At 65.5% G+C, this 21,050-nt stretch carries 21 protein-coding genes and 1 pseudogene; 15 read left to right on the top strand and 7 right to left on the bottom strand.

Going from position 1 to position 21,050, the window contains the following annotated elements; translation table 11 throughout:
* Positions 1-72 precede the first annotated feature (72 nt).
* The 4 genes from AC0IZS_RS02140 to AC0IZS_RS02125 are packed head-to-tail and all read left to right on the top strand — an operon-like array spanning position 73 to position 3,626.
* On the top strand, positions 73-1,002 hold the full coding sequence (locus tag AC0IZS_RS02140) for a branched-chain amino acid ABC transporter permease (RefSeq protein WP_471634138.1): 930 nt from the start codon (positions 73-75) through the stop codon (positions 1,000-1,002).
* Positions 1,003-1,012: 10 nt separating this feature from the next.
* Positions 1,013-2,092: an ABC transporter permease subunit gene (locus AC0IZS_RS02135; RefSeq protein ID WP_471634137.1), complete on the top strand. Its 1,080-nt coding sequence runs from the start codon at positions 1,013-1,015 to the stop codon at positions 2,090-2,092.
* A 20-nt stretch (positions 2,093-2,112) separates the two neighbouring features.
* Positions 2,113-2,895 (top strand): ABC transporter ATP-binding protein, encoded by a 783-nt coding sequence (locus tag AC0IZS_RS02130; RefSeq protein ID WP_057201996.1) that lies wholly within the window; start codon positions 2,113-2,115, stop codon positions 2,893-2,895.
* 2 nt (positions 2,896-2,897) lie between these two features.
* Positions 2,898-3,626: an ABC transporter ATP-binding protein gene (locus AC0IZS_RS02125; protein WP_305742143.1), complete on the top strand. Its 729-nt coding sequence runs from the start codon at positions 2,898-2,900 to the stop codon at positions 3,624-3,626.
* A gap of 66 nt (positions 3,627-3,692) precedes the next feature.
* Here the strand turns inward: AC0IZS_RS02125 and AC0IZS_RS02120 are convergent, their stop codons facing one another.
* Positions 3,693-4,301 (bottom strand): outer membrane beta-barrel protein, encoded by a 609-nt coding sequence (locus AC0IZS_RS02120; RefSeq protein ID WP_471634136.1) that lies wholly within the window; start codon positions 4,299-4,301, stop codon positions 3,693-3,695.
* 281 nt (positions 4,302-4,582) lie between these two features.
* Between AC0IZS_RS02120 and AC0IZS_RS02115 the strand changes: the two genes are divergently transcribed.
* Complete coding sequence (locus AC0IZS_RS02115; protein ID WP_007859787.1) at positions 4,583-5,230, top strand: DUF47 domain-containing protein; 648 nt, start codon at positions 4,583-4,585, stop codon at positions 5,228-5,230.
* Between the two features lie 18 nt (positions 5,231-5,248).
* Positions 5,249-6,259: an inorganic phosphate transporter gene (locus AC0IZS_RS02110; RefSeq protein ID WP_471634135.1), complete on the top strand. Its 1,011-nt coding sequence runs from the start codon at positions 5,249-5,251 to the stop codon at positions 6,257-6,259.
* 73 nt (positions 6,260-6,332) lie between these two features.
* Here AC0IZS_RS02110 and AC0IZS_RS02105 read toward each other — a convergent pair whose 3' ends face one another.
* Together AC0IZS_RS02105 and AC0IZS_RS02100 are read right to left on the bottom strand one after the other, a co-directional pair.
* Positions 6,333-6,779 (bottom strand): TM2 domain-containing protein, encoded by a 447-nt coding sequence (locus tag AC0IZS_RS02105; protein WP_471634134.1) that lies wholly within the window; start codon positions 6,777-6,779, stop codon positions 6,333-6,335.
* Positions 6,780-6,786: 7 nt separating this feature from the next.
* Positions 6,787-7,308: a GNAT family N-acetyltransferase gene (locus tag AC0IZS_RS02100; RefSeq protein WP_471634133.1), complete on the bottom strand. Its 522-nt coding sequence runs from the start codon at positions 7,306-7,308 to the stop codon at positions 6,787-6,789.
* A 203-nt stretch (positions 7,309-7,511) separates the two neighbouring features.
* Here AC0IZS_RS02100 and rpsP point away from each other — a divergent pair, with 203 nt between their 5' ends.
* The 6 genes from rpsP (at position 7,512) to AC0IZS_RS02070 (ending at position 11,628) form a co-directional block, all read left to right on the top strand.
* Positions 7,512-7,763: a 30S ribosomal protein S16 gene (gene rpsP, locus AC0IZS_RS02095; protein ID WP_007859791.1), complete on the top strand. Its 252-nt coding sequence runs from the start codon at positions 7,512-7,514 to the stop codon at positions 7,761-7,763.
* A gap of 75 nt (positions 7,764-7,838) precedes the next feature.
* The gene (rimM, locus tag AC0IZS_RS02090; RefSeq protein ID WP_471634132.1) at positions 7,839-8,408 is read left to right on the top strand and encodes a ribosome maturation factor RimM; all 570 of its coding nucleotides are present in this window, start codon (positions 7,839-7,841) and stop codon (positions 8,406-8,408) included.
* 27 nt (positions 8,409-8,435) lie between these two features.
* Positions 8,436-9,194 carry a tRNA (guanosine(37)-N1)-methyltransferase TrmD gene (gene trmD, locus AC0IZS_RS02085; RefSeq protein ID WP_471634131.1) on the top strand — a complete coding sequence of 253 codons (759 nt, stop codon included), beginning with the start codon at positions 8,436-8,438 and terminating at the stop codon, positions 9,192-9,194.
* A 152-nt stretch (positions 9,195-9,346) separates the two neighbouring features.
* Positions 9,347-9,754 (top strand): 50S ribosomal protein L19, encoded by a 408-nt coding sequence (gene rplS, locus AC0IZS_RS02080; protein WP_057202005.1) that lies wholly within the window; start codon positions 9,347-9,349, stop codon positions 9,752-9,754.
* A gap of 122 nt (positions 9,755-9,876) precedes the next feature.
* A complete protein-coding gene (locus AC0IZS_RS02075; protein WP_471634130.1) occupies positions 9,877-10,572 on the top strand; it encodes a CoA pyrophosphatase in 696 nt (231 codons plus the stop codon).
* A 69-nt stretch (positions 10,573-10,641) separates the two neighbouring features.
* Positions 10,642-11,628, top strand: coding sequence for a CobD/CbiB family protein (locus AC0IZS_RS02070; protein WP_471634129.1), 987 nt, complete (start codon positions 10,642-10,644; stop codon positions 11,626-11,628).
* An 882-nt stretch (positions 11,629-12,510) separates the two neighbouring features.
* Here the strand turns inward: AC0IZS_RS02070 and rsgA are convergent.
* The 3 genes and pseudogenes from rsgA to AC0IZS_RS02055 form a co-directional block, all read right to left on the bottom strand.
* Positions 12,511-13,455: a ribosome small subunit-dependent GTPase A gene (gene rsgA, locus AC0IZS_RS02065; RefSeq protein ID WP_471634128.1), complete on the bottom strand. Its 945-nt coding sequence runs from the start codon at positions 13,453-13,455 to the stop codon at positions 12,511-12,513.
* Between the two features lie 12 nt (positions 13,456-13,467).
* Positions 13,468-13,821, bottom strand: coding sequence for a 4a-hydroxytetrahydrobiopterin dehydratase (locus AC0IZS_RS02060; protein ID WP_471634127.1), 354 nt, complete (start codon positions 13,819-13,821; stop codon positions 13,468-13,470).
* Positions 13,818-15,132 (bottom strand): annotated as a pseudogene (locus AC0IZS_RS02055) (M48 family metallopeptidase). The gene AC0IZS_RS02060 and the pseudogene AC0IZS_RS02055 overlap by 4 nt, the downstream one beginning before the upstream one ends.
* A 37-nt stretch (positions 15,133-15,169) precedes the next feature.
* Between AC0IZS_RS02055 and orn the strand changes: the two are divergent.
* The 3 genes from orn (at position 15,170) to AC0IZS_RS02040 (ending at position 19,623) form a co-directional block, all read left to right on the top strand.
* A complete protein-coding gene (orn, locus tag AC0IZS_RS02050; RefSeq protein WP_471634126.1) occupies positions 15,170-15,757 on the top strand; it encodes an oligoribonuclease in 588 nt (195 codons plus the stop codon).
* 324 nt (positions 15,758-16,081) lie between these two features.
* Positions 16,082-18,016, top strand: coding sequence for a DEAD/DEAH box helicase (locus AC0IZS_RS02045; protein WP_471634125.1), 1,935 nt, complete (start codon positions 16,082-16,084; stop codon positions 18,014-18,016).
* A gap of 137 nt (positions 18,017-18,153) precedes the next feature.
* On the top strand, positions 18,154-19,623 hold the full coding sequence (locus AC0IZS_RS02040) for a sensor domain-containing diguanylate cyclase (protein ID WP_471634124.1): 1,470 nt from the start codon (positions 18,154-18,156) through the stop codon (positions 19,621-19,623).
* A gap of 126 nt (positions 19,624-19,749) precedes the next feature.
* On the opposite strand, the gene AC0IZS_RS02035 is transcribed toward AC0IZS_RS02040, so the two are convergent.
* A complete protein-coding gene (locus AC0IZS_RS02035) occupies positions 19,750-20,982 on the bottom strand; it encodes a multidrug effflux MFS transporter (RefSeq protein WP_471634123.1) in 1,233 nt (410 codons plus the stop codon).
* Positions 20,983-21,050 lie beyond the last annotated feature (68 nt).

Here is a 21,050-nt window from a genome sequence, read left to right as displayed (position 1 = left end):
AGTCGGGCCCACAAGGCTGTACCGATTCCGGTGCCTGCGCTTGGGGTGCGTTACAAACGAAGGACTTCTCTTATGGACATTTTGCTGCAACAGATCATCAACGGTCTGGTTCTCGGCAGCATGTATGCCTTGATAGCCTTGGGCTATACGATGGTGTACGGCATTATTCAACTGATCAACTTCGCCCACGGCGAGGTGCTCATGATCGGTGCACTTACCAGTTGGAGCTGTATCGGCCTGATGCAAGGGGCCATGCCCGGCGCACCCGGCTGGCTGATCCTGCTGCTGGCGACCATCATTGCTTGCGTGGTCGCCGCCACCCTGAACTTCGTGATCGAAAAAGTCGCCTACCGGCCGCTGCGCAGCAGCCCGCGCCTGGCCCCCCTGATCACCGCGATCGGCATGTCCATCCTGCTGCAGACGCTGGCCATGATCATCTGGAAGCCCAACTACAAGCCCTATCCGACGATGCTGCCCAGCTCGCCGTTCCAGATCGGCGGCGCCTTCATCACCCCCACCCAGATCCTGATCCTGGGCGTGACCGCGATTGCCCTGGCCTCGCTGGTCTACCTGGTGAACCACACGAACCTGGGTCGTGCGATGCGTGCCACGGCCGAGAACCCCCGCGTGGCCTCGCTGATGGGCGTCAAGCCCGACATGGTGATCTCGGCCACCTTCATCATCGGTGCCATCCTGGCGGCCATCGCCGGCATCATGTACGCCTCCAACTACGGCACGGCGCAGCACACCATGGGCTTCCTGCCGGGCCTCAAGGCCTTTACCGCAGCCGTGTTCGGCGGCATCGGCAACCTGGCCGGCGCGGTGGTCGGCGGCATCCTGCTGGGCCTGATCGAGGCCATCGGCTCGGGCTACATCGGCACCCTCACGGGCGGCCTGCTGGGCAGCCACTACACCGACATCTTTGCTTTCATCGTGCTGATCATCATCCTCACGCTGCGCCCCTCGGGCCTGCTGGGCGAGCGTGTGGCGGATCGAGCCTGAGGACCTTGCCATGAAGAACAACAACCTTGCCAAATGGATCGCTGGCGGCATCGCGCTGCTGATCCTCCCGCTGATCCTCCAATACTTCGGCAACGCCTGGGTGCGCATCGCCGACCTGGCCCTGCTATACGTGATGCTGGCCCTGGGCCTGAACATCGTGGTCGGTTACGCCGGCCTGCTGGACCTGGGCTACGTGGCGTTCTACGCCGTGGGTGCCTACCTGTTCGCGCTGATGGCTTCGCCCCATCTGGCCGATACCTTTGCAGCGTTTGCCGCCATGTTCCCCAACGGGCTGCATACCTCGCTGTGGGTGGTGATACCGGTGGCGGCCTTGGTCGCGGCATTGTTCGGGGCGGTGCTCGGGGCGCCCACGCTCAAGCTGCGCGGCGACTACCTGGCCATCGTGACGCTGGGCTTCGGTGAAATCATCCGCATCTTCCTGAACAACCTGGACCATCCCGTCAACCTGACCAACGGCCCCAAGGGCCTCGGGCAGATCGATTCGGTCAAGATCTTCGGTCTGGACCTGGGCAAGCGGCTGGAGCTGTTCGGCTTCGAGATCAACTCCGTCACGCTGTACTACTACCTGTTCCTGGTGCTGGTGATCATCAGCGTCATCATCTGCTACCGCCTGCAGGACTCGCGCATCGGCCGCGCCTGGATGGCCATCCGCGAGGACGAAATCGCCGCCAAGGCCATGGGCATCAACACCCGCAACCTCAAGTTGCTGGCCTTCGGCATGGGCGCTTCGTTCGGCGGTGTCTCGGGTGCCATGTTCGGTGCCTTCCAGGGCTTCGTTTCGCCCGAGTCCTTCAGCCTGATGGAGTCGGTCATGATCGTCGCCATGGTGGTGCTCGGCGGCATTGGCCACATCCCCGGCGTGATCCTGGGCGCCGTGCTGCTGTCGGCCCTGCCCGAAGTGCTGCGCTACGTGGCCGGCCCACTGCAGGCCATGACCGACGGCCGCCTCGATTCCGCCATCCTGCGCCAGTTCCTGATTGCCGTGGCCATGATCGTCATCATGCTGATGCGCCCCCGTGGTCTGTGGCCTGCGCCCGACCATGGCAAGAGCCTCACGCAGAAGTCCTGAACACCACCGAAAGTTAGAACATGGCAGAGAAATCCAACGAAGTGGTGCTGAAGGTTGCCGGCATTTCCAAGCGCTTTGGCGGCTTGCAAGCCCTCTCCGACGTGGGCATCACGATTGAACGCGGCCAGGTCTATGGCCTGATCGGTCCCAACGGCGCCGGCAAGACCACGTTCTTCAACGTGATCACCGGCCTGTACACCCCCGACGCCGGCACGTTCGAACTCGCAGGCAAGCCCTACGAGCCGACGGCCGTGCACGAGGTGGCGAAGGCCGGCATTGCCCGTACCTTCCAGAACATCCGCCTGTTTGCGGAAATGACGGCGCTCGAGAACGTGATGGTGGGCCGCCACATCCGTACCAAGTCCGGCCTGTTGGGCGCGATACTGCGCACCAAGAGCTTCAAGGCAGAGGAGCTGGCCATCGCCAAGCGCGCGCAGGAGCTGCTCGACTATGTGGGCATCGGCAAGTTCGCCGACTACAAGGCGCGCACCCTGAGCTACGGCGACCAGCGCCGCCTGGAGATCGCCCGCGCCCTGGCCACCGATCCCCAGCTGATCGCGCTGGACGAGCCCGCAGCCGGCATGAATGCGACCGAGAAGGTGCAATTGCGTGAGCTGATCGACCGCATCCGCAACGACAACCGCACCATCCTGCTCATCGAGCACGATGTGAAGCTGGTGATGGGCCTGTGCGACCGCGTGACGGTGCTCGACTACGGCAAACAGATCGCCGAAGGTACGCCTGCCACCGTGCAGAAGAACGAAAAAGTGATTGAGGCCTATCTGGGCACCGGAGGACACTGAGAATGGCCGAAAAATCCAACAAGGTACTGCTGCAGGTCAAGGGCCTGAAGGTGGGCTACGGCGGTATCCAGGCCGTCAAGGGCGTGGACTTCGAGGTGCGAGAAGGCGAGCTGGTCTCGCTCATCGGCTCCAACGGTGCCGGCAAGACCACCACCATGAAGGCCATCACGGGCACGCTGCCCATGGGCGATGGCGACATCGAGTACCTGGGCAAGAGCATCAAGGGCAAGGGCGCATGGGACCTGGTCAAGGACGGCCTGGTGATGGTGCCGGAAGGCCGCGGCGTGTTCGCGCGCATGACCATCACCGAGAACCTGCAGATGGGTGCCTACATCCGCAAGGACAAGGCGGGCATCCTGGCTGACATCGAGAAGATGTTCACCATCTTCCCGCGCCTGCGCGAGCGCAAGGACCAACTGGCCGGCACCATGTCGGGCGGCGAGCAGCAGATGCTGGCCATGGGCCGCGCGCTGATGAGCCAGCCCAAGGTGCTGCTGTTGGACGAGCCCTCGATGGGCCTGTCGCCCATCATGGTGGACAAGATCTTCGAGGTGGTGCGCGATGTGTACGCCCTGGGCGTGACCATCCTGCTGGTGGAGCAGAACGCCAGCCGCGCGCTGGCCATTGCCGACCGCGGTTACGTGATGGAGTCGGGCCTGATCACCATGACCGGCCCAGGCCAGGAACTGCTGAGCGACCCCAAGGTGCGTGCCGCCTATCTGGGCGAGTAAGCCCCGGATGCATGCAAAGAAAAATGCCGCCCCTCGGGGCGGCATTTTTCATGGCGCAGGCCGGATTCAGTACTTGTACTGCACGCCCAGCGTCGTCATCTTCACGCCCGCGTTGTCGTCGGCGAAGTGGAACTTGTGGCGTTCCCACTCCACCACGGCGGCCCATTGCTGGTTGAAGTTCCAGCGTGCGCCGAGGCCGTAGGACAGGCCAAAGCCGCTGTCCTTGCCCGTGTTGACGCCCAGGCCCGAGAAGCCCGTGGTGCGCGTGCGGCCATAGGTGGTACCGACCTTGCCGAAGAGGTCGAACTGCTCGTTCAGCGGGGCCCGCCCGACCAGGCTCAGGTTGACGCCCTGGGCTTTGGTGGTTCCGCCCAGGCGGTGGGCCTTGCCAGCGTTCAAATAGCTCAGCTCCACCCCCGCATTGGGGTGGAAATAACCCCCGGTGGAAAGCTTCCAGGCCGAGTCGGAATCATCGAAGCCCAGGCCGGTGCCTGGCGGGCCGGCGTTGAGGTCGAAATTGGAGCGGCCACCACTCAGGCCGAAGTAGCCTTGCTGGGTGTACGGAATGAAAGAGTCGCGCTGCTTTGGCGAAGCGCTGCTGGTCTGTGCCTGTACGCCCGTGGCGGCGCAGGCGGCTGCAACCAGCCAGGGGATCAGGCGGAACGAGGATGGCATGAAAGATGTCCTTGGAACGTGGGGAAATTCGGCGGGCAAAGGATGCTCGCGGGGCGAATGCCCAATCTAAGGCGCGGGTCCTGGCGTTCCTGTAGGACTGGGGGGCCCTGGCGGGTAGGCCCCGCCCGGGGATGTCGCCCCGGGCGACGCCCTGCCATCGACCCTGGGCCGGCCTGCAGCGGCCCGGCGGTTAAACTCCCGACAGTCACGTTGGCGTCATGGTTTTGTCATGGCGTCGTCATTTTCAAGAAATCCCACCCCCCGTTCCAGGAGCTTCTCCCATGCTGTTTGCCAAGCTGTTGCCACGCGAAGGCAACTTTTTCGAAATGTTCAACCAGCATGCGGACCGCATCGTGGAAGCGGCTCGCGCCTTTTCGCAACTGGTGGCGAACTACAACGATCCTCACCTGCGCGACAAGTACAACCAGGACGTGGACAACGCCGAGCGGGCTGCCGACCGCGTGACGCATGAGGTCAACAAGGCCATCCACAAGACCTTCATCACCCCCATCGACCGCGAGCAGATCCACACGCTGATCAACACCATGGACGATGTGGCCGACCTGATCCAGGACTCGGCGGAAACCATGGCGCTGTACGACGTGCGCCACATGACCGACGAGATCACGCGCCTGACGGACCTGAGCCTCAAGTGCTGCGAGCGCGTGCGCGACGCCGTCAAGCTGCTCGACAAGATCGCCGACCCGGCCGTGGCCGAGGCGGCCCTCAAGACCTGCGAGGAGATCGACAAGCTCGAATCCGACGCCGACCGCGTGATGCGCAGCGCCATGAGCAAGCTGTTCCGCGAGGAGCCCGATGTGCGCGAGGTGATCAAGCTCAAGGCCATCTACGAGTTGCTGGAAACCATCACCGACAAGTGCGAGGACGTGGCCAACTGCATCGAGGGCATCGTCCTCGAGAACTCCTGATCGGCAGGGCTTCGCAGCATGGAAACCGTACAAGCAGCCCTGTGGGTTGTCATCTTGCTCGTGGCGCTCGCCCTCCTGTTCGACTTCATGAACGGGTTCCACGATGCCGCCAACTCGATCGCCACGGTGGTCTCCACCGGCGTGCTCAAGCCCGCGCAGGCGGTGCTGTTCGCGGCGTTCTTCAATTTCGTGGCCATCTTCGTGTTCCACCTGAGCGTGGCCGCCACGGTGGGCAAGGGCATCGTGCAGCCCGGCATCGTGGACACGCACGTGGTGTTCGGCGCCCTGGTGGGCGCCATCACCTGGAACGTGATCACCTGGTACTACGGCATCCCCAGTAGCTCCTCGCATGCGCTGATCGGCGGCATCGTGGGCGCGGTGATCGCCAAGGCTGGCGCGGGTGCGCTGATCTCGGCGGGGATCCTGAAAACCGTGGCCTTCATCTTCGTCTCGCCCCTGCTGGGTTTTGCGCTGGGCTCGCTGATGATGGTGGCCGTGGCCTGGATCTTCCGGCGTTCGCGGCCGAGCAAGGTGGACAAGTGGTTCCGGCGCCTGCAGCTCGTCTCGGCGGGGGCCTACAGCCTGGGCCACGGCGGCAATGATGCGCAGAAGACCATCGGCATCATCTGGCTGCTGTTGATCGCCACGGGCTATGCCTCGACGACCGATGCCTCGCCGCCCACCTGGGCCATCGTGAGCTGCTACGTGGCCATCGGCCTCGGAACCATGTTCGGTGGCTGGCGCATCGTCAAGACCATGGGCCAGAAGATCACCAAGCTCAAGCCCGTGGGCGGCTTCTGTGCCGAGACGGGCGGGGCGATCACGCTGTTCCTGGCCACCACGCTGGGCATCCCGGTCTCCACCACCCACACCATCACCGGTGCCATCGTGGGCGTGGGCTCCACCCAGCGCGCCAGCGCCGTGCGCTGGGGCGTGGCGGGCAACATCGTCTGGGCCTGGGTGCTCACCATCCCGGCCAGTGCCTTCGTGGCAGCCATTGCCTATTGGGTCAGCCTGCAGTTGTTCTGACAGCTGCTGCACGCCCAAAGAAAAGCCCCTGCCGGCCGCGCGCCGCAGGGGCTTTTTCGTTGGGTCAGGGGGCCTACTGCGAGATCTTGCGCGCTTCCTCGATCTGGTACTCGAAGTAGCGCTGGAAGCTGAAGGCCAGGCTGGCCATCAGCACCGTGGTGCCCATCAGCAGGGCCAGGATGATGGCGCCGATGGTGATCCACTGCGTCTGGCCGGCGGGCGCTTCCACCGGGGCGCTGGGGTTGTAGCGGGCATTCCAGCGTTCTGGTGTCATCAGGCCGTACAGGATGGCGCGCAGGGCGCAACCCGCGATCGTGAACCCCAGCAGGGGGATCAGCACCCAGCTGTAGTGGTCGTCCTGGCCCAGTTGCTGCACACGCTGGATGCCGTAGATCCCCAGCGCCGTGGGGATGGGCAGCAGCCAGCCCAGCATGTCCCCCATGCCGTGCAGGTAGAAGCGGTGCAGGCCCAGCGGGCCGCCGAGGAAGGCCAGCCAGGCGGCCAGGGTTTTGTTTTTCATGGGGGGATTATTCAGGCGAAGTGGTGTCGCCCGCGCCCAGGGTCTTTTCCATCAGCACGATGTCGCGCCAGGCGCCGAATTTCCAGCCCATGGAGCGCATCACGCCCACGTCCGTGAAGCCCAGGGCGCGGTGAACGCCGATGGAGCCGGCATTGGCCGAATCGCCGATCACCGCCAGCAGCTTGCGCACGCCCACTGCCTCGGCCTGTGCGATCAGTTCGGCCAGCAACTGCCGGCCCAGGCCCATGCCGCGGGCGTTGTCGGCCACATAGATCGAGTCTTCGGCCGAAAAGCGGTAGGCCGGGCGCGGCTTGAACCAGTTGGCATAGGCAAAGCCCAGCACCTGGCCGTCCTGCTCGGCCACCAGCCAGGGCAGGCCCCGGCCCAGCACGTCGGCGCGGCGGCCTGCCATGTCGGTTTCGGTGGGGGGATCGATCTCGAAAGTGCCTGTGCCGTGCAGCACGTGGTGGGCGTAGATGGCGGTGATCGCCGGGAGGTCGACGTCGGTACTGGGACGGATGGTGGGCATGGCTGGGGGCGTGGAATGCAGGTTTGCGCGCGTTCGCCGAAGTGTATGGCACGCTTTTCCGGGAATTGGATATAATCGCGGGCTTTGCAGCGTGTCGCTGGCCGGGTGGCCATGTCGCGTGTCTCAAGCGTTGCGAGAATATGGTTGCGAACACTATGGCTTTCGGCAGGCACTGCCGGAACCCAACACCCGAAGGATAAATCATGGTCGTCATTCGACTCTCTCGCGGCGGCTCCAAGGGCCGTCCTTTCTTCAACATCGTCGTCGCCGACAAGCGCGTGCGCCGTGACGGCCGCTTCATCGAGCGCCTGGGCTTCTACAACCCCACCGCCAAGGAAACCGAAGAAGGCCTGCGCATCGCCCAGGACCGCCTGACGTACTGGCAGAGCGTGGGCGCCCAGTCCTCGCCTACCGTGGACCGCCTGATCAAGCAAGCCGCCAAGAAGGCTGCTTAAAGCTCCCTGAAAAGGGCGGGTTCCGTCGGCTTGCCTGGCGGAACCCGCCCTTTTCCTATTTCCGAGATCCTTTCCATGGCCACCAACCTGACCCTCGCACCCGCAGAACTGCCTGCCGACGCCGTCGAAGTGGGCCGCATTGCCGACGCCTGGGGTATCAAAGGCTGGTTCAAGGTGGTGCCCCACAGCAGCAACCCCGAAGCCCTGTTCTCTGCCAAAAGCTGGTACCTGCAGCCCTCCGAGCGGGGTGCCAAGACCTTCTCGGGCACGGTGCTGCTGCCCATCCGCCAGGCCAAGGACCACTCGGACACCGTGGTGGCCTGGGCGCAGGGCATCGACGACCGCAATGGCGCCGAGGCGCTACGCGGTGCGCGCATCTTCGTGCCGCGCTCGGGCTTTCCGACCACTGCCACCGACGAGTACTACTGGGTTGATCTGATCGGCCTGGCCGTCGTCAACCGCGAAGGCGTGGCGCTGGGCACCGTGCGCGAACTGCTGTCCACCGGCCCGCAGACCGTGCTGGTGCTCGAGTACGAGGAGGCAGGCAAGGTGCAGGAGCGCATGATTCCCTTCGTGGCCCATTTCGTCGACAAGGTGGAACTGCCCGAAAAGCGCATCACCGTCGACTGGCAGCCCGACTACTGAGCGACCGGTTACGGTCCGCTGCGCAGCATGCGCTTTGACATCATCACCCTGTTCCCCGAGCTGTTTGCGCCCTTTCTGGCGAGCGGAGTGACGCGGCGCGCCTACGCCGGTGGTCAGGTCGACGTGCGGCTGTGGAATCCGCGCGACCAGGCCGAGGGCAATTACCGCCGCGTGGACGACCGGCCCTTTGGCGGTGGCCCGGGCATGGTGATGCTGGCCGAGCCGCTGACGCGCTGCCTGGCCGCCATCCGCGCCGAGCGCGCCGAGCCTGTCGAGGGCCAGGCTCCGCTGGTGCTGTTTTCCCCCATCGGTGCGGTGCTCAACCACGCGGCGGTGGAGCGCTGGTCCGCCAGCGCCGGGGCGGTGCTGCTGTGCGGGCGTTACGAAGGCATCGACCAGCGCTTCATCGATGCCCATGTGGATGTGCAGATCAGCCTCGGTGATTTCGTGCTCTCGGGCGGCGAGATCGCCTCCATGGCGCTGCTCGATGCCGTGGCGCGCCTGCAGCCCGGTGTGCTCAACGACGAGGGCAGCCACCAGCTCGACAGCTTCAACCCCGCGCTCGATGGCCTGCTCGACTGCCCGCACTACACCCGCCCCGAGGAGTGGGCGGGCCAGGCCGTGCCGGCCGCGCTGATGTCGGGGCACCATGCGCAGATCGAGCGCTGGCGGCGCGACCAGCGCCTGGCCGTCACCGTGCGCCACCGCCCCGATCTGATCGCTGCAGCCCGCCTGGCGGGACGTATCACACCTGCCGACGAGGCCGTATTGGCCAAGTTGCGCTGACTTGCTATAATCAAAGGCTTTTCGATCCTCTGGCCGGCCGTTTTGCTGAGCAAACATGTGGAGCATGCAGGCTCCTGCCGTTTGTGCGAAACACTGAGACGTCAATCCCGACGCTGCCATTTTTGGCGCGGACATGATCGTTGGATGTAAAAATGAACCTGATTCAAACCCTGGAAGCGGAAGAAATCGCCCGCTTGAACAAGACCATTCCCGCATTCGCGCCTGGTGACACCGTCATCGTGAGCGTGAACGTGGTGGAAGGTACCCGCAAGCGCGTGCAGGCTTACGAAGGCGTGGTGATTGCCAAGCGCAATCGCGGCCTGAACAGCGGCTTCACCGTGCGCAAGATCTCCAGCGGCGAAGGCGTGGAGCGTACGTTCCAGACCTACAGCCCGCTGATCGCCGGTATTGAAGTCAAGCGCCGCGGCGACGTGCGCCGTGCCAAGCTGTACTACCTGCGTGACCGCAGCGGCAAGTCGGCACGTATCAAGGAAAAGCTGCCACAGCGCGTCAACAAGGCGGCTGTTGCCGCCGCAGCAGCAGCCGCTACTGCCGCCTGAGGACTGGACCCGTCCAGGCAAGCCGCTACAGCCAGCCTGTAGCGGCTTTTTGCATTGTGCCGCCCCACCAACGCCCCCTTGGCCCCCTCATCTCGACTGCAGTGAAACCACCGATCAGCCCCGTGTCCTCCATCATCCCGCCCCTGTCCACGCTGCCCGATTTCGATCCGCGCAAGGTGCCCGTGGTGGGGGTGGATACGCACCTGGCGGTGGTGCCGCTGGCGGCCCAGACCCCCGAGGCGCTGCGCCTGCGCTTTGCGCACCCGCCGCAGTGGGAGCCCGAGGTGGTGCTGGAGCGCAAGTTCGCCAACCGCGAGCCGGCCCACGCCTCGGTGCTGCTGGCCATCGTGCTGCGCGAGCAGCCCATGGTGCTGTTGACCGAACGCACAGCGCACCTGTCCACGCATTCGGGGCAGATCGCCTTTCCCGGTGGCCGCGCCGATCCCGAGGATGCCGACCCGGCCGACACCGCGCTGCGCGAGGCCTTCGAGGAAGTGGGGCTGGAGCGCCAGTACGTGGAGGTGCTCGGTTCGCTGCCCGTCTACGTGACGGGCACCTCCTTCATCATCACGCCCGTGGTCGCACTGGTGCGGCCCGACTGCGTGCTCACGCCCAACCCCTACGAGGTGGCGGACCTGTTCGAGGTGCCGCTGGCCTTTCTGCTCGATCCGGCCCACCACCAGCGCCACCGGCTGGAGTGGGAGGGCGTGGCCCGCGAATGGTTCTCCATGCCCTACCAGGATGGTGACAAGAACCACCACATCTGGGGCGCCACGGCCGGCATGCTGCGCAATTTCTACCGTTTCATGATGGCGTGAGCCTGTGGGGCGGTTCCCGCCTGCACAAACACCTCCCCGCCGGCCGCCACGCCAGTATCATTGGCGCCCATGAGTTTCTTCGCCATCCTGTTCGCTCTGCTGATCGAGCAGGCCCGCCCGCTGGCCCGCAGCAACCCCATCCACGCGGGCCTGCGTGCCTGGGCGCTGTCGGTGAGCCGCAATTTCGACGCCGGCAAGTCGCACCACGGCTGGGTGGCCTGGGGCCTGGCGGTGCTCGTCCCCTCGCTGGTGGTGCTGGCCATCCACTGGCTGCTGCTGTGGGGGCTGGGCTGGCCGTTCGCCGTGCTCTGGAGCGTGGCCGTGCTCTACATCACCCTGGGTTTTCGCCAGTTCAGCCACCATTTCACCGGCATCCGCGATGCGCTGGAAGAGGGCAACGAAGACGCGGCCCGCGAGCGCCTGGCCCACTGGCAGCAGGTGGACGTGGGCCTGCTGCCGCGCAGCGAGATCGTGCGCCACGTGATCGAGTACTCGGTGCTGGCCGCGCACCGCCATGTGTTCGGCGTGCTGGCCTGGTTCTCGGTGCTCGCGGCGCTGGGGCTCGGCCCCACGGGGGCGGTGTTGTACCGGCTGGCCGAATTCGCCTCGCGCTATTGGCATTACCGCCAGCGCATGGGCGCCCAGCCCGCGAGCGAATCGCTGCAGCGCGCCTCGGCCCAGGCCTGGACGGTGATCGACTGGGTGCCTGCGCGCCTGACCGCGCTGAGCTTTGCGGTGGTGGGCAGTTTCGAGGAAGCCATCGAGGGCTGGCGCTTCCATGCGCAGCGCTTTCCCAATGACAACGATGGGGTGGTGCTGGCGGCGACGGCCGGGGCCATCAACGTCCGACTGGGGGGCGAGGCGCTCAAGGCGCGGTCGGTGCTGCATACGCCGCAGGGGCTGGAGATCGATGCGGACATGGGGGACAGTGACTCTACCCCCGGGCGGGAGCCTGAAATCGGGCATCTGCGCAGTGTTGTAGGGCTGGTGTGGAGGTCGGTGGTGGTGTGGATGCTGCTGCTGGCTTTGTTGACTCTGGCTCGCTTGCTGGGCTGACGATCTATCGGGGTTTTTTGCCGATGCCTTGCTTGTTTTGAGGGCGGGAGCCGGGATGTGCGCCCGGCGGCGCAGGCGTGGTTCTGCGGCTTGGTCTCTAGCGTTGCCGCATGCTTGATTCAAGGGCGGAGGCCGGGTCTCGGCCCGGCGGCCGAGGTACCTTTCTTTGCGTCGCCAAAGAAACGTACCCCAAAGAAAGGCGACCCCGCTGCCCGTGTCCCCCATCGCCCTGTCGGGCGCTGGGGGCAGCCTGCGATGCTCGGTCCTGGGGTGACGCCGAAGAACTCCCTGCGCTGCCTCTGCGAGGCAGCTCCGGTCAAACAGCTTCGGCGAGCCAGACCATGATGCGCGTGTCCTTCGGCACGCGCTCACCCCAGGCGCTGCGCTTCTCGGCACGGTCAGAAGGGGGTGGAGGCGGGCTCCACACGGGCCATTGCTTCGCTCGGCCTGTGGTCCTTCGCTGCGCTCGGCTCGCCAGAGTGATCGCGCCCCAACCGTCGGCAGCGCGCAGCGCGACCCGACACCCGGCGCAGCTGCGAAGCAGCAGCCGTCCGTGACCCCGCTCCCACCCCTTCTGGCTGCGCCGAGAAGCGCAGGGCCTGGGGTGGGTGCGTGTGCCGCAGGACACACGCACTTCGTGATCTGGCTTGCCGCAGCTGTTTGAGCGGAGTTCGCCCGCAGGGAGAACGCAGTGAGTTCTGCGGCACCACCCCAGGACCGAGCATCGCAGGTTGCCCGCAGCGAAGCGAAGGGACGCAGACTGCGGGGCGCTCTTTCTTTGCCTACTTTCTTTTTGCGCAAAAAGAAAGTAGGTGCGCCGCCGGGCGCACATCCCGGCCTCCGCACTCGGCACACAGCAGAAGCAACCAAGAAGCCGAAACTTCAATACCGCGTATGGCTCAACTCCGCAAATAAATCCCCATAGATCCGGTACCGGTTCTCGCTGATGCCATCGTCCTCGGGGCCACGCTTGACCGCATCGATCACTCCGCAGCCTGGCTCGTGCAGATGCGTGCAGTTGTAGAACTTGCAGTCCGTGGCATGCGCCGCGATGTCGGGCATACAGGCCGCCAGCTGCATGGGCGCAATGTGGTGCAGGCCGAATTCCTGGAAGCCCGGCGAGTCGATCAGCGCCGTGGTGCGCTCCTTGTCCATCCAGTACCAGTGCGTGCTGGTGGTGGTGTGCTTGCCGGAGTTCAGGGCCTGCGAGATCTCGTTCGTGAGTACCGAGGCGCCGGGCACCAAGAGGTTGATCAGCGTGCTCTTGCCCGAGCCCGAGGGGCCCAGCACCAGCGTGATCTTGCCCTTGAGGTGCTCCATCAGCAGCGCCCGGTCCACGTCGCTCGACAGGCGCAGCGACAGCGGCAGCACGCCGTAGTGTTTGCCTGCGCCCATGTGGCGGTAGGGCAAGAGCCGTTCCCAGGCCCGCGCGAACGGTTCGACCAGGTCGCTCTTGTTGAGCGCGATGATGGGTTGGATGCGCGCCGCCTCGGCCGCGATCAGGGCGCGCGAGAGCTGGCTTTCGGAAAAGACGGGCTCGGCCGCAATCAGGATCAGCACCTGGTCCAGGTTGGCGGCAAACGACTTGGTGCGGATCTCGTCCTGGCGGTAGAACAGGTTGCGCCGCTCCTTGACCTTCTCGATCGTGCCTTCCTCGCCCTGGCCGGGTGGGGGCGCCTGCCAGAGCACATGGTCGCCCACCACGGCGTGGCTCTTCTTGCCCCGGGGGTGGCAGATGCGGCGTTCGCCGTCGGGCGTCTCGACCATGCAGTGGCGCCCGTGGCTGGCGACCACCGTACCTTCCATGAGGGCGCTGCGCTCAGCCATGGTGTTGTTGCTTCATGGGGCGACCAGTGCGTCGAAGCGGGCGGCGCACTCGAAGTCAGTGCTGGAGATGCCCTTGACGTCGTGCGTGTTCAGCCGCACCACGCAGCGGTTGTAATGCACCGACAGGTCGGGGTGGTGGTCCTGCGCATGCGCCACGAAGGCCACAGCGTTCACGAACGACATGGTCTCGTGGTAGTTGGCGAAGCGGTAGGTCTTCTCGATGGCCACGTCGGCGCCATCGCCGGCCAGGCTCCAGCCCTCGACCTTGGCCAGTTGGGTGACCACCTCGGTGGCCGTCAGCGCGCGGCGCGTGATGGCCGACCAGTCTTTTTTGGGGAGCATGGAGGAAGAAGAAGGCGAAGTCATGGGGCAGGTGCCGGGGTGTGCTGCATGCGCGCCAGCCGTTCGGTGGCCGGCGGGTGCGAATAATAGAACTTCACGTAGACCGGGTCGGGCGTGAGGGTGGAGGCGTTGTCTTCGTAGAGCTTGAGCAGTGCGGACGACAGGTCCGCACCGCTGGCCTGGGCGACCGCATAGGCATCGGCCTGGAACTCGTGGCGGCGCGACTGCCGGGCGAACAGCGGCGAGATGAAGAAGGTGAACACCGGCACTGCCAGCATGAACAGCAGCAGCGCCAGGGCATCGTTGGGGGCGGAGGCCACGCCCGCGTCGAGCGAGAGGTTGGGCCGCACGCCCAGGCCGGTGTAGAACCACACCTGGTTGGACAGCCAGCCCAGCAGTGCGAAGCCCGCCAGGCTCATGGCGAACATGGCCACGACGCGCTGGACGATGTGGCGGTGCTTGAAATGCCCCAGCTCATGGGCCAGTACGGCCTCCATCTCACCGGGTGCGAGCTGGCGCAGCAGGGTGTCGTAGAACACCACGCGCTTGGCGGTGCCAAAGCCCGTGAAGTAGGCGTTGGAGTGGGCGCTGCGGCGGCTGCCGTCCATCACGAACAGGCCCTTGGCAGAGAAGCCGCAGCGCTGCATCAATGCGGTGATGCGCGCCTTGAGTGACTCGTCTTCGAGCGGTTCGAACTTGTTGAATATCTGCGCTATGAAGGCCGGGTAGATCACCATCAGCAGCAGGTTGAAGCCCATCCAGAAGCCCCAGGCCCACCAGCCACCACCCAGCACCGGCGGCGCCCATGAGCCAGAGGATCACGGCAACCGCCGGCAGGCCGATGGCGGCGCCCACCCCGAGGCCCTTGGCGGCGTCCGTCAGCCACAGCTGCCATGTCATCTTGTTGAAGCCGAAGCGCTCTTCCACCACGAAGGTCTGGTACAGCGACAGCGGCAGGTCGATGAGCCCGCTGATGGCAACGAAGGCCACCACCAGCGCGAGTTGCTGCCACATGCCGCCGCCCAGTGCAGTGAGCAGCGCCTGGTTCAGTGCATCCAGGCCGCCCAGCAGGGTCCAGCCCATGAGTACCACGGCGCCGAGCGCCATCTCCAGCAGCCCCAGGCGCACCTTGGTGATGGTGTAGTCGGCGGCCTTCTGGTGCGCGTCCAGGGAGATGCGTTCGGCGTACGACACCGGCACGCTGGCGCGGTGGCGTGCCACATGGCGGATCTGCCGGCTGGCCAGCCAGAACCGGAGCGCCAGGCCGATGACCAGGGCCGCAGCAAAGGCCAGTGTGAGCAGCATCGAGGGGGAAAAGTCGTCTGAGGTGGGCATGTGCGGGGAGTTTAGGTCATAGGAGACAATGCCGGCCATGTCAGAAGCCAACAACCCCACCCCCGTAAAGCTCGCCAAATCGGACCAGAACCTGGTCTGGCTCGATTGCGAAATGACCGGCCTCGAGCCCGATACCGACCGCCTGCTGGAGATTGCCGTTGTCGTCACCGGCCCGAGCCTGGAGCCCCGTGTCGAAGGCCCGGTCTTTGCCATCCACCAGTCGGACGCACTGCTCAATGGCATGGATGCCTGGAACAAGGGCACCCATGGCCGCAGCGGACTGATCGACAAGGTCAAGGCCTCCACCGTGACCGAAGAGGAGGCCGAGCAGCAGATCATCGCCTTCCTGGCCCAGTACGTGCCCAAGGGCACGGCGCCCATGTGCGGCAACAGTATCGGGCAGGACCGGCGCTTCCTGGTGCGCTACATGCCCAAGCTGGAACGGTTCTTCCACTACCGCAACGTCGACGTCAGCACCTTGAAGGAGCTGGCCAAACGCTGGAAGCCCGAGGCCTACACCAGCTTCAAGAAGGCGCAAAAGCACACCGCCCTGGCCGATGTGCATGAATCCATCGACGAGCTCGCGCACTACCGCCAGCACCTGTTGTCGGTGGAGGTGAAGTAATCCCCTGGGCCGCTCGGACTTCCTGAGCATGCGATGGGTCGTGCGGCCTCCAAGCTTTTCGGAGTTGAGGGGTATTGCGGGGAAACCCTTAATCGTGCAATAATCGCTGGCTGCGCAGGAATCCCTCGCAGATTGTGCATCTCCCCTCACACACCGGGCTTGCCAGCCGACTGTCCTTCGACAGTGCAGGACTGGCGAATAACGCCCACCCGCACCGGCCTATACGAGCCAGCGCAGGTTTCGTTTGATGGTTGATGTTTTTTAACCATTTGACGAAGCCAATCGTGGGCTGCGCCCGCGACCGTCTTCGTGAGAGAAAAATTCATGACCGACACCTCTTTGGTGCAGGGCGAATTCGCGCCTGCCGATACTTCCTTTGCTGCCGACCTTTCCGTGCAGTCCTCCACCCTGGATGCCGCAGTGGCCGTTGCCGCTGAAGCCGACGCCGCCGTGACCGCTGAGCCCAATGGCTTCGTGGAACTGGGCCTGGCCCCTGAACTCGTGCAGGCCGTGGCCGACCTGGGCTACACCCAGCCCACCAGCGTGCAACTCAAGGCCATTCCCCTGGCCATGGGCAGCGATGCCTCGAAGTTCATCGACCTGATGGTCTCCAGCCAGACCGGCTCCGGCAAGACCGCGGCCTTCCTGCTGCCCGTGCTGCACACGCTGATCAACCAGCAAGCCGCTGCCGAAGCCGAAGAACGTGCCGCCTTCGAGCGCGCCGTGGCCGAAGCCGCCGAGCGTGGCGAACCCGCTCCCAAGCGCGCCAAGCGCAAGGACCCCACCAGCGCGCGCAACTTCAAGGCCGCCACCCCCGGCGCCCTGATCCTGTGCCCCACGCGTGAACTGGCCCAGCAGGTGGCGCACGATGCCATCGACCTGGTCAAGCACTGCCGTGGCCTGCGCGTGGCCAACGTGGTGGGCGGCATGCCTTACCAGCTGCAGATCGCCAAGCTGCAGAACGCCGACCTCGTGGTCGCCACCCCGGGCCGCCTGCTGGACCTGCAGCGCTCGATGCAGATCAAGCTCGACAAGGTGCAGTTCCTGGTCGTCGACGAAGCCGACCGCATGCTCGACCTGGGCTTCTCGGACGACCTGGCCGAACTGAACCAGCTGACCGCCCAGCGCAAGCAGACCATGATGTTCAGCGCCACCTTCGCGCCCCGCATCCAGCAACTGGCCATGCGCGTGATGCACGACGGCGGTTCGTCCGTGCAGAAGGTGACCATCGATTCTCCGCAAGAGAAGCACGCCAACATCAAGCAGGTGCTGTACTGGGCCGACAACGCCCAGCACAAGCGCAAGCTGCTGGACCACTGGCTGCGCGACACCACGATCAACCAGGCCATCGTTTTCGCCAGCACCCAGGTGGAGTGCGACGGCCTGGCCAATGACCTGCAGCAGGAAGGCTTCTCGGCCGTGGCACTGCACGGTGCCCTGAGCCAGGGCCTGCGCAACCGCCGCCTGATGGCGCTGCGCGCCGGCCAGGTGCAAATCCTGGTGGCGACCGATGTGGCCGCCCGCGGCATTGACGTGCCCACGATCACCCACGTGTTCAACTTCGGCCTGCCCATGAAGGCCGAGGACTACACCCACCGCATCGGCCGCACCGGTCGTGCCGGCCGCGATGGCCTGGCTGTGACGTTCGCCGAATTCCGCGACCGCCGCAAGATCTACGACATCGAAGCCTACAGCCGCCAGCAGTTCAAGTCGGAAGTGGTTGCCGGCATGGAGCCCACCCAGCGTGCGCCCCAGGCACCCCGCGGTGGCGACTTCGGTGGTGGCCGTGGCGGCCCAGGCCGCTCGTACGACAACCGTGAAAACCCATCGCGCGGCCGCTTCAATGGCCCTGCGCGTGGCAATGACCGCGGCGGCAACGACCGGGGTGGTTTCGGTGGCGGCTTTGGTGGCGGTTTCGCCGGCCGTGGCAGCAATGAGAGCAACAACCGTGGCGGCTTCCCAAGTGGCGGCCGTGAAGGTGGCTACCAGGGTGGCAACGGCGGTGGCGGCTATGGCGCCCCCCGTGAAGACCGTGGTTTCGGTGGTGGCGCTCCGCGCCGCGATGCCGAAGGCTATGGCCGCAAGCCAGGCTTCGGCGATGCCGGCCAGGGGCGCTTTGCCCCCCGTGCCGACGCCGGCGCACCGCGTGGCGACTTTGCTCCCCGCAAGCCCGCGTTTTCCAAGCCAGCCGGTGCTGGCGGTGCCAAGCCGTTCGTCGCCCACGACGCACGCAAGCGCCCTGCACGTCCTGCACGCTGAGCGGCCGGGCTGAGGCCCGATCAATCTCCCAGAAGGGCTGGCACCGCGAGGTGCCAGCCCTTTTTTGCGTGGGGATGGCATGCCGGGCCGGTTTTCACGGGCCATGTCGTCAATAATTGCCCACGGAGGAATTTGTCGTGGTGTCATCTCTATCCTCGGGGGCCGATTACGAGCACATGTTCGAGCTGACTCCCGTGTCGCTGTGGCTGGAGGATTTCAGCGAGCTCAAGCAGCTGTTCGACGGCTGGCGCGCGCAAGGAGTGACCGATCTGCGCGCCCATCTGGCCCAGGACCGGGCCCGCCTGCGCCAGTGCAGCGCCGCGTTGCGCGTGCTGCAAGTCAACCGCCGCACGCTGGAGTTGTTCTCCGCCGACAGCCTGGAGCACCTGGTCGCGAACCTCGACAAGGTTTTTCGCGATGACCGGCACGACACCGCGTCGCACGAACTGGCGCAGCTGTGGGATGGACAGCTCGAATTCGCCAACCAGACCGTGAACTACGCACTCGATGGCCGGCGCCTGGACGTGCAGGTGCGCGCGCGCATCCTGCCAGGCCACGAGAACGACTGGAGCCGTGTGCTGGTCTCGCTCGAAGACAACACCGTGCAGTTCAACGATGCGCGGCGCATCCAGCGCAGCGAGCAGTACGCGCGCGATCTGTTCGAGCACTCGCCCGTGTCGCTGTGGGTCGAGGATTTCAGCGCCGTCAAGAACCTGCTCGATGGCGTGCGCGCCCAGGGCATCGGCGATTTCAAGACCTTCCTCAAGGTACACCCTGATTTCGTGGGCCGCTGCATGCAGGAGATCCGCGTCATCGACGTGAACCAGCAGACCCTGCGCATGTTCGGTGCCTCCAGCAAGGACATGCTGCTCAACAGCATCGGCCGCGTGTTCCGCGGCGAGATGCACGAATCCTTTGGCGAGCAATTGCAGGACCTGTGGGAGGGCAAGACCTTCCAGCAGCGCGAGGTGGTGAACTATTCGCTCTCGGGCGACGCAGTGAACATCCACATGCAGTTCTCGGTGCTCGACAGCCACCGGCACGACTGGGGCCTGGTGCTGCTGTCGCTGGTGGACATAACCGCGCGCAAGAAGGCCGAGGCCTACCTTGAATACCTGGGCAAGCACGACGTGCTGACCCAGCTGCGCAACCGCGCCTTCTATGCCGAAGAGCTCAACCGGCTCACGCGCAAGGGGCCCTGGCCGCTGTCGGTCATCGCCATCGACCTCAACGGCCTCAAGGTCGTCAACGACGAGCAGGGCCATGCGGCGGGTGACTCCATGCTGCGCCGGGTCGGCGAGGTGCTGGCCAAGGCCGTGGATGCCCCGGCCTGCGCGGCGCGCATCGGCGGCGACGAGTTCACCGTGCTGCTGCCGGGCACCGACGAGCGTGGAGCGCTGGCACTGCAGGAGCGCATCATCTCCATGCTGGACCTGAACAACCAGTTCTACCCCGGCCAGCACCTGAGCCTGGCCATGGGCATCGCCAGCTGCCAGTCCGGCGATGCGGTGGAGGCCACCATCAACCGCGCCGACCAGGCCATGTACGCGGAAAAGAACCGCTACTACCAGCAAAAGGACCGCGACCGCCGGCACGCGGGCGCCTGACACGGCCGCCGCTTGCCCGGGTCATACTGATTTGCATTCGATCGTAGAACTAGGCGGGAGCCGCAGACAGTGCTGTAGCACGGCAAGGCGAACCAACTATCGTTTACGGTTGAAGGCAAATCAGGATCAGAGGTTGACCGGGGTGCGGCCGATGTCGGGCCAGCGGTGGTGCAGGTAGATCCAGGCCAGCATGCCGATGCCCATCATCAGCAGCGACGACAGGGCCAGCAACACCGTCGAATGCATCACCAGCGGCGCGATGACCCCGGCCACCAGGCCGTTGGCGGTGGAGCCCACGAAGGCCTGCATCGACGAGGCCATGCCGCGGCGCTCGGGGTACAGGTCCAGCACCAGCAGGGTCACCACCGGCACCATGAGGGCCCAGCCGAAGGCAAAGACCGCGATCGGCAGCAGCGCCCACCCGGCGTGGGGCGGGAACAGCAGGTTGGCCACCAGGTTGAGCACCGCCACCGTGAACATGATCAGAAAGCCATGGCGGATCTGCCGCTTGGGTGGGATGCGCCCGGCCAGGCGCCCGCTGAGCCAGGCCCCGCCCATGATGCCCGAGATGGTCAGGATGAAGAACCAGTAGAACTGCGTGGGCGCCAGCGACAGGTGGTCGCCCAGAAAGGCCGGCGCCGACAGCACGTACAGGAACATGCCGTTGAAGGGCACGCCGCTGGCCAGCGCCAGCAGCACGAAGCGCGCGCTCGAACCCAGCTGCACATAGCCCTGCATCAGGTGGCGCACGTTGAAGGGCTGGCGCTGCTCGATGTGGAGCGTCTCGGGCAGCAAGCGGTAGTTGGCCGTCCACAGCACCACGCCCACCAGGGTCAGGAACCAGAAGATGCTGTGCCAGCCCGTGTGAACGAAGAGCCAGCCTCCCACGATGGGTGCGATGGCCGGGGCCACGCCGAAGTAGATCGTGACCTGGCTCATCACCTTCTGCGCCTGGGCGGGCGGGAACATGTCGCGGATCACCGCGCGCGAGACCACGATGCCCGCGCCGGTGGACAGGCCTTGCAGCGCGCGAAAGAACACCAGTTGCCCAATGGTCTGCGACAGCGCGCAGCCGGCTGAGGCCAGCGTGAACACCGCGATGCCCCACAGGATCACCGGCCGGCGGCCAAAGCTGTCGGCCAGCGCGCCGTGGAACAGGCTCATGAAGGCAAAGCCGAACAGGTAGGCCGAGAGCGTCTGCTGCATCTCCACCGGTGTCGCACCCAGTGCCGCTGCGATGCCCGAGAAGGCCGGGATGTAGGTGTCGATCGAGAACGGCCCCAGCATGCCCAGCACCGCCAGCAACACCGCGAGGGCCCAACGGGGTGCTTTCCAGAGCAGGTGGGCTTGTGGGTTCATGCAGGAGAGGCCGGGAGTTCGTGGGGGTGCGCCGCGGGTGGGCGAGAAACCAGAGGCCCGACGCGTGG

Source organism: Acidovorax sp. AC410 (genome assembly GCF_979253235.1).
Note: the sequence above shows the minus strand (reverse complement) of the source record. Positions and strands in the feature narration are given on the sequence as shown.